Raw genomic sequence first — 10,969 nt, forward strand, 5'->3', positions numbered from 1 at the left:
TTGAGATATCTTACCAGCTTGCTTTCTTCACACCCGGGATAAGTCCTTGGTTGGCCATTTCACGGAAAGTTACACGTGAAAGTCCGAAAGTTCTCATATATCCTCTTGGGCGGCCGGTCAGCTTACAACGGTTGTGCAGACGCACTGGTGAAGCATTTTTTGGTAATTTCTGAAGTGCTTCATAATCACCTGCTTCTTTCAATGCCTTACGCTTTTCCGCATATTTAGCGACCATAGCTTCTCTTTTGCGCTCACGCGCTTTCATTGATTCTTTAGCCATTATTTTGTATCTTTTTTAAATGGTAAACCGAATTTCTCTAACAAAGCTTTCGCTTCTTTATCTGTGTTGGCAGACGTTACAAAGGTAATATCCATACCCTGGATCTTCTTCACTTTATCAATGTTGATTTCTGGGAAAATGATCTGTTCTGTGATACCCAAGTTATAGTTTCCTCTTCCGTCAAAACCTTTTGCGCTGATTCCGTTAAAATCACGAATACGTGGCAATGAGGAAGAAACCAAACGGTCAAGGAATTCATACATCTGAGTTCCTCTCAGGGTAACTTTTGCCCCGATTGGCATTCCTTTACGCAATTTGAAAGCTGCTTCGTCTTTTTTGGAAATAGTTCCTACTGCTTTTTGTCCAGTAATCAAAGTCATTTCTTCCACTGCATAGTCAACGATTTTCTTGTCAGCCGTTGCAGCTCCTAAACCTTGAGACAAAACGATTTTCTCTAATTTAGGCACCTGCATTACTGAAGAATAAGAAAATTCTTCTTTCAATGCCGGAACGATTTCTTCTTTGTATTTTACTTGCGGACGCGGTTTGTATGTACTTGTACTCATGATTAAATTTCTTTACCGGTTTTCTTAGCAATTCTCACTTTTTTACCATCTTTCACTTCATAACCCACACGAGTCGGGTTTCCGTTTGAATCCACCAAAGCCAATTTGCTTACGTAAATAGGTGCTTCAGTTTCTACGATTCCTCCTTGAGGGTTTTCTGCGTTCGGTTTAGTGTGTTTCTTAATTTTGTTCACACCTTCGACTATAGCTTTTGCTTTGTCTGGAAATACTTTCAAAACAGAACCTTTGGTTCCTTTTGAAGATCCTGACAATACTACTACTTTGTCGCCTTTTTTAATTTTCAATTTTGTCATTGTAATTAAATTTTAAAGCACCTCAGGAGCCAGTGATACGATTTTCATATATTCCTTGTCACGAAGTTCTCTCGCAACAGGTCCAAACACACGTGTTCCTCTCATCTCACCTTGAGCATTAAGTAATACACACGCATTGTCATCAAAGCGGATATAAGATCCGTCTTTTCTTCTAACTTCTTTTTTGGTACGTACTACGACTGCCTTTGAAACGGTTCCTTTTTTCGCGTTTCCTGCAGGAGTTGCTTCTTTGATGGAAACAACGATCTTGTCTCCTACAGAAGCATAACGTCTTTTAGTACCACCTAAAACACGGATAACCAGCGCTTCACGAGCTCCTGTGTTATCTGCCACCTTTAATCTTGATTCTTGCTGTAACATATTACTTAGCTCTTTCTATGATTTCTACTAATCTCCAACGCTTGTTTTTACTCAACGGTCGCGTCTCAGAGATACGAACTGTGTCACCTTCATTGCACTCGTTGTTTTCATCGTGTGCAGTGTATTTCTTCGTTTTCTTAACGAATTTCCCGTAGAACGGGTGCTTTTGCTTGTAGGTTTCAGAAACTACAATGGTTTTTTCCATTTTGTTGCTGGAAACTACACCGATTCTTTCTTTTCTTAAATTTCTTTCCATCTTGAGACGTTTTTACTGTTGAGCTAATTTTTGGTTCAACACGGTTGACAATCTCGCGATAGTTTTGCGAGACGCACGGATCGACAAAGGATTTTCTAACTGAGAAACTTTGTGGCTCACCTTCAATTTCGCATAGGCAGCTTTCTGCTCAGCAATCTGTACTTTGATGTCTTCTATGCTCATTTCTTTGATATCTGATATTTTCATAACAAATCTTTTTTAATTAAGCCGAGTAATCTCTGGCTACGATGAACTTTGTCTTAACCGGAAGTTTCTGAGCAGCTAAACGCAATGCTTCTGTTGCAACTTCCTGAGGTACCCCTCCTACTTCAAAAATAATTCTTCCAGGCTGTACGGGTGCAACCCAATATTCCGGTGCTCCTTTACCTTTACCCATACGAACCTCTGCAGGTTTTTTGGTAATAGGTTTGTCTGGAAATATTTTAATCCACAATTGTCCTTCACGTTTCATAAAACGTGTAGCGGCAATACGGGCAGCTTCTATCTGACGCGCAGTGATGAATGCTTCGTCTAACGATTTGATACCGAATGTCCCATAGGCTAGTTCTGCACCACGTTTGGTGTTCCCTTTCATTTTGCCTTTCTGGGTTTTTCTAAATTTTACTCTTCTCGGTGATAACATTTTTTAATCTTTAATCAGTTAAACCAAATTAACGCGGTTGTCTTTTACGATCTCTATCGCCACCTCTACCTTCCGGTTTCTTTTTGCCTTGCTTTTTCTGCAAACCAACAAGTGGAGACAATTCGCGTTTACCATAAACTTCTCCTTTCATAATCCAAACTTTGATTCCCATACGACCATAAGTTGTATGTGCTTCACCAATGTGATAATCAATGTCTGCTCTGAAAGTTGACAAAGGAATACGTCCGTCTTTGTAAGACTCCGAACGTGCCATCTCAGCTCCGTTCAAACGTCCAGAAATCTGAACTTTGATTCCTTCTGCATTCATTCTCATAGCTGCTGCAATCGCCATTTTAATCGCTCTTCTGTAAGAAATACGATTTTCAATCTGACGTGCTATGCTGTCCGCCACCAAAACTGCGTCTAACTCAGGTCGTTTGATTTCAAAGATGTTGATCTGAACCTCCTTTCCGGTGATTTTTTTCAACTCTTCTTTCAATTTATCAACTTCCTGTCCGCCTTTTCCGATAATAATTCCGGGACGAGCTGTCGTAACGGTAACGGTAATCAGTTTCAAAGTACGTTCGATGTAAATTCTGGACACACCCGCTTTTGAAAGACGTGCTTTCAAATACTCACGGATTTTTGCGTCTTCTGCAATTTTATCACCGTAGTCTTTTCCTCCGTACCAGTTTGAGTCCCATCCTCTGATGATCCCTAAACGATTTCCGATTGGATTAGTCTTCTGTCCCATATTATTTATTATCTTCTGCTTTAACTTTATCTTCCTTTGTTCCCAAAACGATTGTTACGTGATTGGAACGTTTTCTGATTCTGTGCGCTCTACCTTGTGGAGCCGTACGGATTCTTTTTAACTGACGTGCGCTGTCAACTGTGATGCTTTTCACGAAAAGTCCTGCTTCTTCAACATCGGCTTCTTCGTTTTTTACCTGCCAGTTGGCGATGGCACTCAATAATAGTTTCTCCAAACGGTCAGAAGCGTGCTGTTTTGAATATTTCAAAATCGCCAATGCTTTCTGAACTTCTTCTCCGCGGATGATGTCTGCTACCAATCTCATTTTACGAGGTGAAGTAGGGACATTGTTCAATTTCGCGAAAGCTATGCTTTTGTTAGCCTCCTGAATTTTTTCGTTGCTGATTCTTTTTCTAGATCCCATCGCCTACTTATTTTTTACCTTTGTTTTTCGCACCTGCGTGCCCTCTGAATGTACGAGTTGGAGCAAATTCGCCCAATTTATGTCCTACCATATTCTCAGTTACATACACAGGAATAAATTGTTTCCCGTTATGAACCGCAATTGTCTGTCCTACGAAGTCCGGCGAAATCATGGAAGCTCTTGACCAGGTTTTGATCACGTTTTTCTTTCCTGACTCTACGTTTGCCTGAACTTTTCTGTCTAATTTATAATGGATAAAAGGTCCTTTCTTTAATGAACGTGCCATAGATTATTTCTTTCTTCTTTCAACAATATATTTGTTAGATGCCTTTTTCTTAGAACGGGTTTTGTAACCTTTTGAAGGCATACCGTTTCTAGAACGAGGAATACCACCCGTCGCACGGCCTTCACCACCACCCATCGGGTGATCAACCGGGTTCATCACCATCGGTCTTGTACGAGGACGACGTCCTTTCCATCTGCTTCTACCAGCTTTACCGGATACTTCCAACTGATGATCTGAGTTGGAAACCACACCGATTGTCGCTTTACATTCCGTCAAAATCATACGGCTTTCTCCACTTGGAAGTTTGATGGTAACGTATTTACCTTCTCTTGCAACCAATTGTGCATAAGAACCGGCACTTCTCGCCATCAAAGCTCCCTGACCAGGTCTTAACTCGATGCATGAAATAACAGTACCCAATGGGATGTTTTTCAATTTCATCGTGTTTCCTACTTCAGGAGCAACCGAGTCACCCGCTTCAATAGTCTGACCTTTTTTCAATCCATTCTGAGCAATCACATATCGTTTTTCTCCGTCTTCATAAGAGATAAGTGCGATGAAAGCTGTTCTGTTTGGGTCATACTGAATTGACTCAACAGTTGCAACTCCATCACGATCTCTTTTGAAGTCGATGATACGATAGCTTTGCTTGTGTCCACCCCCTATGTAACGCATGGTCATTTTACCGGAATGGTTACGACCACCGCTCTTTTTCTTTCCAACCGTAAGAGTTTTCTCCGGTTTCACTGACTCAACCTGATCAAAATTGTTCACAATTCTGAATCGCTGAGCGGGAGTGATAGGTTTTAATTTTCTAACTGACATTTAATTCTAATTTTGAATTATTTATTTAACTAAACAAATCTATTTCCTGTCCTTCTGCTACGTGGATAATCGCTTTTTTCATTTTGTTTGATTTCCCCACCTGAATTCCTGTTTTGGTAAAACGGGTTTTCACTTGTGGAGACGAAATAAGCGTACTCACTTTTGTAACAGTTACTCCATAAGCTTTTTCAACTGCTTCTTTGATCTGCAATTTATTGGCTTTCGGATTTACATAAAACGAATACTGGCTCAAAACTTCACTTGAGTTTGTGGCCTTTTCTGAGATTACGGGTCTGATTAAAACTGACATATCTTTTCGTTTTATTTATTTAAATTTTCTTGAACTTTTGCAAGTGAACCTTCTAAGAAAACTACTTCAGAAGCATTGATCAAATCATATACATTTAATTCTGAATTGTTAACTACTTTGGTTTTTTGCAAATTACGGGAAGACAAATAAACGTTTTCATTTGCTTCACCTAACACAAACAACGATTTCTTTGTATCAAGACCCAAGGCTTTCAATACTTCGATGAAATCTTTTGTTTTGGGTGCTTCAAAGTTGAAGTCTTCCAATACTTTAATTTCGTTGTCTTTCAATTTCTGGCTCAAAACTGATTTTTTGGCCAATCTTTTCTGCGCTTTGTTCAATTTGAAATCGTAGTTTCTCGGTCTTGGACCAAAAACTCTACCACCACCTCTGAAAACAGGAGATTTAGCAGAACCTGCACGAGCAGTACCTGTGCCTTTCTGTTTTTTGATTTTACGTGTAGATTTCGCGATTTCTGCGCGTTCTTTTGCTTTATGCGTTCCCTGACGCTGAGCTGCCAGGTATTGTTTCACTTCCAAATAAACAGTATGCTCACTTGGCTCGATTCCAAAAATTGAATCGTCTAAAGAAACTTTCTTTCCGGTTTCTTTACCTTGTATATTTAGTACTGTTAATTCCATTTTCTGATGATTACGTATGAATTTTTAGGACCCGGAACTGCACCTTTCACGATCAAAAGGTTCTCTTCGTTGTCTATTTTAACCACATTCAAATTCTGAACGGTAACGTTTTTACCACCCATTCTTCCCGCCATACGCATTCCTTTGAATACTCTTGAAGGGTCTGAACCCGCACCGATGGATCCCGGCGCTCTCAAACGGTTGTGCTGACCGTGGGTAGCTTGTCCTACTCCACCAAATCCGTGGCGTTTTACAACACCCTGGAAACCTTTACCTTTTGAAACTCCTGTAATGTCCACGTATTCACCTTCTTTGAAGATGTCTACGGTAACTTCTTTCCCCAATTCCAATTCGTCAACAAATGCTCCGTAAAATTCCACCAATTTTCTTTTTGGTGTAGTTCCTGCTTTTTTGAAATGACCTTTCAAAGCAGCAGAAGTGTTCTTCTCTTTTGCGTCATCGAAACCAAGCTGAACGGATTTGTATCCGTCTTTCTCCTCGGTTCTGACCTGTGTTACGACGCAGGGACCGGCCTGGATGATGGTACACGGGATGTTTTTCCCGTTCTCATCGAACAAGCTCGTCATGGCAATTTTCTTTCCAATGATTCCTGACATTTTTTACTAATTTGATTTTTAAATTTCCTTGTCTTTATAAGGGTTTGCTGATAACTATCTGTGAAATAGGCACAATCCACCCCTAAAAAAGAGTGTGCAAATGTAGGAATTTATTTACACAACACAAATTTTATCTAAGTATTTTTTAGAGAATGAGTTGAGTATATTATTTATAGAGGTACAATAAAAACGTAGTTAGCTGATTTTTAAAAAATTATAAATAAGGATATGTGTAATGAGTTTCCCATTCCTTCCCATCATATACAAAATAAACTGATTTGCCATTTATTATTTCCATAGTAATCATCCATTGTTTTTTAGAATAAATATTATTAAAAACAAAACCAATATTAATAAAACTTTTTAGGTTTAACTTTTTCTTTTTATTCTTGCGAGAAAAATAATAGACTTCTTTTCCATTAATTAGTGTTTCAGGTAATGAAATAATTAGTTTCCCTAAATATAAATAGTAAGGTGGTTTAAAATAATTTCTATAGATGGAATCTAAATGAAAAATTCCAACTTCTTTATAATTTTGAAATTCTCTAAAAGCGGGAAAAATATTTTTATCTATTTTACTCAAGCCATTCACAAATTCCGGCTGATAATAAAATTTGTTCAAAAAAAGAGAATTTGATTGAGAATTTTCATTTATATAATAGGGGCAATCTTCCGGGCCAAAACTAAAATCTGTACCAAACGGTGTCCATCCAACAATTATATTTACATTATCTTCTTTGAATAATTTAATTTCTGCAGAGATCAATTCATATAATGGACTTAAATCCATTTCTTCCAATTGATTTTTAAGTTCTGCGATTCTTTTTACTTTTTCATCATAACTGTAGCAAGCACAGCCATTATATTCAATCTGTCCATAAGTATTAGGACAGTCATCTACATCATCCAATACCCCATCACCATCTGTATCCAATTGAGCAAAGCTATAAGTAGATAAAAAGAAGATTAAAATATAGTAAGATATTCTCATTTATTTATGTATTTGGAAACCACAAATTATCTCCCCCCCGCTTCCGCACGATTACATCGTGTGGCTTTAAATCCAAAATTAATAATTCCTGAATATATGACCAACCCAACGATCAAATTACAAAATGAAATCGGAAAAAGACCTCCAAGGTTTTCAAAACCTTGGAGGTCTTACTTGGTTAAAAATTCAAACAAAAAAATCCGCCCTTTTGAGGCGGATTCTATATTTTGAAACTATAATTTCAAATGTTTGTTGAAATCTAAATTTCCACGATTGAAATCTTTTCAACCCCACGATTGAAATCGCGGGCTAGATTAGACTTTGATTTCTACTTCTACCCCACTTGGAAGTTCCAATTTCATCAAGGCATCAACTGTTTTGGATGATGAACTGTAAATGTCCAACAATCTTTTGTGAGCACTCAATTGAAACTGCTCGCGCGCTTTTTTGTTTACGTGCGGAGATCTCAATACTGTAAAGATTCTTTTGTTGGTTGGCAACGGAATAGGTCCATTTACTACCGCTCCTGTAGATTTTACAGTTTTCACGATTTTCTCGGCAGATTTATCTACCAAATTGTGATCGTATGATTTTAGTTTTATTCTGATTTTTTGACTCATTTTCCTAAAGATTAAACAGTTGTACCTTTTGCTTTTGCAATTACATCCTCTGCGATGTTTGTTGGGGCCGCTTCGTAGTGATCAAATTCCATTGTTGAAGTTGCTCTACCTGAAGTAAGCGTACGCAACGAAGTCACGTATCCGAACATTTCTGAAAGCGGAACAAAAGCTTTTACAACTTTGGATCCCGCACGGTCATCCATTCCGGTTACCGTACCTCTTCTTCTGTTCAAGTCACCTACTACGTCACCCATGTTTTCTTCCGGAGTTAATACTTCCAATTTCATGATTGGCTCAAGGATTACAGCTTTTGCAGCACGTGCAGCTTCTTTGTAACCTAATTTAGCAGCCAATTCGAACGACAACTGGTCAGAGTCCACAGGGTGGAAAGATCCGTCTTTCAAGACAACTTTCATTGCATCCATTTCGTATCCGGCCAAAGGTCCGTTTTTCATAGCGGCTTTGAATCCTTTTTCAATCGAAGGGATGTATTCTTTTGGAACGTTACCACCTTTGATTTCTGAAATGAATTCCAATCCAACTTTTCCTTCTTCTGCAGGGCCGATTTCAAATACGATGTCGGCAAATTTACCACGACCACCGGTTTGTTTCTTATAAACTTCACGGTGAGTTGCATTTAGGGTAAATGCTTCTTTGTATTCAACTTGAGGTTGCCCCTGGTTTACTTCCACTTTGAACTCGCGACGCATACGGTCAACGATGATATCCAAGTGAAGTTCACCCATTCCGGAAATGATAGTTTGTCCTGAAGCTTCGTCTGTTCTAACTTGGAAAGTTGGATCTTCTTCAGCTAATTTAGCCAAAGCCATACCCATTTTGTCCATGTCAGCCTTTGTTTTAGGCTCAACAGCGATACCGATTACCGGATCAGGGAAGTTCATACTTTCCAATACGATCGGATGTTTTTCATCACAAAGCGTATCTCCTGTTTTGATATCTTTAAATCCTACTGCTGCTCCGATGTCTCCTGCTTCAATTCTTTCAATAGGCTCTTGTTTATTTGCGTGCATCTGGAAAATACGTGAAATACGTTCTTTGTTTCCAGAACGAGTATTCAAAACGTAAGATCCTGCATCCAATCCTCCTGAATAAGCACGGAAGAATGCCAAACGACCTACGAATGGGTCTGTAGCAATCTTAAATGCCAAAGCTGCAAATGGTTCAGAAACAGAAGGTTTTCTCAATACAGGTTCTTCCGTATCAGGATTTGTTCCTTCAATAGCTTCTTTGTCCATTGGAGATGGCAAATAACGACATACAGCGTCCAGCATAAACTGAACTCCTTTGTTTTTGAATGAAGAACCACAAGTCATTGGGATGATACTCATATCCAAAGTTGCAGCGCGTAATGCTGTATGGATTTCTTCTTCCGTCAAAGACTCTTCGTCTTCCATGTATTTTTCCAAAAGACCTTCGTCATAAGCTGCAATTTCTTCGATCAACTGACCACGATATTGCTTCACTTCGTCTTTCATTGATTCCGGAATGTCAATAATATCAAAAGTAGAACCGTAGTTTTCGTCATGCCAAACAATAGCTCTATTTTTAATCAAATCCACCACTCCTTTGAAATCTGCTTCATCACCGATTGGCAATACGATAGGCACAGCGTTTGAACCCAACATATCTTTTACTTGTTGACAAACTTTTAGGAAGTCCGCACCTTGACGGTCCATTTTGTTTACAAATCCCATACGTGGAACTTTGTAATTGTCCGCCAAACGCCAGTTTGTTTCAGATTGTGGCTCAACACCGTCCACCGCTGAAAACAAGAAAACCAATCCATCCAATACTCGAAGTGAACGGTTTACCTCAACGGTAAAGTCCACGTGACCCGGAGTATCGATGATGTTGAAATGATAATCTTTTGCATCTGGAAGCGGTTTCCCTTGTTCAGTTGGGAATTTCCAGTCAACAGTTACGGCAGCAGAAGTAATGGTAATACCTCTTTCTGCTTCTTGCTCCATCCAGTCAGTTGTAGCTGAACCTTCGTGGGTTTCACCCAATTTGTGGTTCTTACCTGAATAGAACAAAATACGTTCTGTTGTAGTAGTCTTACCTGCGTCAATGTGAGCAGCAATACCTATATTTCTTGTATATTTTAAATCTCTTGCCATCTTAATTATACTCTAAAGTGTGAGAATGCTTTATTGGCTTCTGCCATTTTATGGGTATCCTGACGCTTTTTAACGGCAGCTCCTTCTTCTTTTGCAGCAGCGATGATTTCACCGGCTAATTTCTGAGCCATTGATTTTTCATTACGTCTTCTTGCATAAAGAATCAACCACTTCATTGCAGTTGCAATTTTTCTGTCCGGACGGATTTCCATAGGAATCTGGAAGGTAGCACCACCTACACGACGGGAACGAACCTCTACGTGTGGCATAACGTTAGTTAAAGCTTCTTTCCATATATCCAATGAAGATTTCTCAGCATCTTCTTTTCTTTTATCAACGATGTCCATTGCTTCATAAAAAATATTGAAAGCAACACTTTTCTTCCCATCGTACATCATATTGTTCACAAAACGTGTTACCAATTGATCATTAAACTTTGGATCTGGAAGTAACGGTCTTTTTTTAGCTTTTGTCTTTCTCATTTCTCAAAGTTTTTATTTTTTAGCTTCTTTTGGGCGTTTTGCACCATACTTACTTCTACGCTGAGTTCTCTTGTTAACTCCGGCCGTATCCAACGCACCACGAACGATGTGGTAACGTACACCAGGTAAATCTTTTACCCTTCCTCCTCTAACCAATACTATCGAGTGCTCCTGCAAGTTGTGACCTTCACCACCGATGTATGCGTTGACTTCTTTACCGTTTGAAAGTCTAACACGCGCTACTTTACGCATCGCTGAGTTAGGTTTCTTTGGCGTAGTCGTGTACACACGTGTACATACACCGCGACGTTGAGGACAAGACTCCAAAGCAGCCGATTTACTCTTCTTGGCTAGTTTTGTTCTTCCTTTTCTTACTAATTGTTGTATTGTTGGCATACTATAAAAATATGTTTAACCCCATTTTTTGGGATTGCAAAAGTA

Annotated in this window: 19 protein-coding genes; all 19 read right to left on the reverse strand. The window is 39.1% G+C overall.

Annotated features, from left to right (window positions below; genetic code table 11):
• Positions 1-10: 10 nt before the first annotated feature.
• The gene (gene rpsN, locus WBF63_RS10810; RefSeq protein ID WP_194738719.1) at positions 11-280 is read right to left on the reverse strand and encodes a 30S ribosomal protein S14; all 270 of its coding nucleotides are present in this window, start codon (positions 278-280) and stop codon (positions 11-13) included.
• The gene (gene rplE, locus WBF63_RS10815; RefSeq protein WP_424369736.1) at positions 280-846 is read right to left on the reverse strand and encodes a 50S ribosomal protein L5; all 567 of its coding nucleotides are present in this window, start codon (positions 844-846) and stop codon (positions 280-282) included. Before rplE ends, rpsN begins: the two co-directional genes overlap by 1 nt.
• 2 nt (positions 847-848) lie before the next feature.
• A complete protein-coding gene (rplX, locus tag WBF63_RS10820; protein ID WP_424369737.1) occupies positions 849-1,160 on the reverse strand; it encodes a 50S ribosomal protein L24 in 312 nt (103 codons plus the stop codon).
• 12 nt (positions 1,161-1,172) lie between these two features.
• A complete protein-coding gene (rplN, locus tag WBF63_RS10825) occupies positions 1,173-1,541 on the reverse strand; it encodes a 50S ribosomal protein L14 (protein ID WP_424369738.1) in 369 nt (122 codons plus the stop codon).
• A gap of 1 nt (position 1,542) precedes the next feature.
• Complete coding sequence (gene rpsQ, locus WBF63_RS10830; protein ID WP_424369739.1) at positions 1,543-1,797, reverse strand: 30S ribosomal protein S17; 255 nt, start codon at positions 1,795-1,797, stop codon at positions 1,543-1,545.
• Between the two features lie 12 nt (positions 1,798-1,809).
• A complete protein-coding gene (rpmC, locus tag WBF63_RS10835; protein WP_424369740.1) occupies positions 1,810-2,004 on the reverse strand; it encodes a 50S ribosomal protein L29 in 195 nt (64 codons plus the stop codon).
• Between the two features lie 16 nt (positions 2,005-2,020).
• Complete coding sequence (rplP, locus tag WBF63_RS10840; protein ID WP_424369741.1) at positions 2,021-2,440, reverse strand: 50S ribosomal protein L16; 420 nt, start codon at positions 2,438-2,440, stop codon at positions 2,021-2,023.
• 28 nt (positions 2,441-2,468) lie between these two features.
• Positions 2,469-3,194, reverse strand: coding sequence for a 30S ribosomal protein S3 (gene rpsC / locus WBF63_RS10845; protein WP_424369742.1), 726 nt, complete (start codon positions 3,192-3,194; stop codon positions 2,469-2,471).
• 1 nt (position 3,195) lies between these two features.
• On the reverse strand, positions 3,196-3,618 hold the full coding sequence (gene rplV, locus WBF63_RS10850) for a 50S ribosomal protein L22 (RefSeq protein WP_424369743.1): 423 nt from the start codon (positions 3,616-3,618) through the stop codon (positions 3,196-3,198).
• 7 nt (positions 3,619-3,625) lie between these two features.
• A complete protein-coding gene (rpsS, locus tag WBF63_RS10855; protein WP_424369744.1) occupies positions 3,626-3,904 on the reverse strand; it encodes a 30S ribosomal protein S19 in 279 nt (92 codons plus the stop codon).
• A 3-nt stretch (positions 3,905-3,907) separates the two neighbouring features.
• On the reverse strand, positions 3,908-4,729 hold the full coding sequence (gene rplB, locus WBF63_RS10860) for a 50S ribosomal protein L2 (RefSeq protein WP_424369745.1): 822 nt from the start codon (positions 4,727-4,729) through the stop codon (positions 3,908-3,910).
• Between the two features lie 25 nt (positions 4,730-4,754).
• Positions 4,755-5,039 carry a 50S ribosomal protein L23 gene (gene rplW / locus WBF63_RS10865; protein ID WP_424369746.1) on the reverse strand — a complete coding sequence of 95 codons (285 nt, stop codon included), beginning with the start codon at positions 5,037-5,039 and terminating at the stop codon, positions 4,755-4,757.
• Between the two features lie 11 nt (positions 5,040-5,050).
• On the reverse strand, positions 5,051-5,680 hold the full coding sequence (gene rplD, locus WBF63_RS10870) for a 50S ribosomal protein L4 (RefSeq protein ID WP_424369747.1): 630 nt from the start codon (positions 5,678-5,680) through the stop codon (positions 5,051-5,053).
• Positions 5,671-6,297 carry a 50S ribosomal protein L3 gene (rplC, locus tag WBF63_RS10875; RefSeq protein WP_424369748.1) on the reverse strand — a complete coding sequence of 209 codons (627 nt, stop codon included), beginning with the start codon at positions 6,295-6,297 and terminating at the stop codon, positions 5,671-5,673. Before rplC ends, rplD begins: the two co-directional genes overlap by 10 nt.
• Before the next feature lie 214 nt (positions 6,298-6,511).
• Positions 6,512-7,288: a hypothetical protein gene (locus WBF63_RS10880; RefSeq protein WP_424369749.1), complete on the reverse strand. Its 777-nt coding sequence runs from the start codon at positions 7,286-7,288 to the stop codon at positions 6,512-6,514.
• A 314-nt stretch (positions 7,289-7,602) separates the two neighbouring features.
• Entirely contained in the window at positions 7,603-7,908 is a 306-nt protein-coding gene (gene rpsJ, locus WBF63_RS10885) for a 30S ribosomal protein S10 (protein WP_182043643.1), read from the reverse strand.
• An 11-nt stretch (positions 7,909-7,919) separates the two neighbouring features.
• Positions 7,920-10,046: an elongation factor G gene (gene fusA / locus WBF63_RS10890; protein WP_424369750.1), complete on the reverse strand. Its 2,127-nt coding sequence runs from the start codon at positions 10,044-10,046 to the stop codon at positions 7,920-7,922.
• Between the two features lie 5 nt (positions 10,047-10,051).
• On the reverse strand, positions 10,052-10,528 hold the full coding sequence (rpsG, locus tag WBF63_RS10895) for a 30S ribosomal protein S7 (RefSeq protein ID WP_424369751.1): 477 nt from the start codon (positions 10,526-10,528) through the stop codon (positions 10,052-10,054).
• Positions 10,529-10,540: 12 nt separating this feature from the next.
• Positions 10,541-10,924, reverse strand: coding sequence for a 30S ribosomal protein S12 (rpsL, locus tag WBF63_RS10900; RefSeq protein WP_182043640.1), 384 nt, complete (start codon positions 10,922-10,924; stop codon positions 10,541-10,543).
• Positions 10,925-10,969 lie beyond the last annotated feature (45 nt).

The organism is Moheibacter sp., assembly GCF_049672845.1.
Lineage (GTDB): Bacteria > Bacteroidota > Bacteroidia > Flavobacteriales > Weeksellaceae > Moheibacter.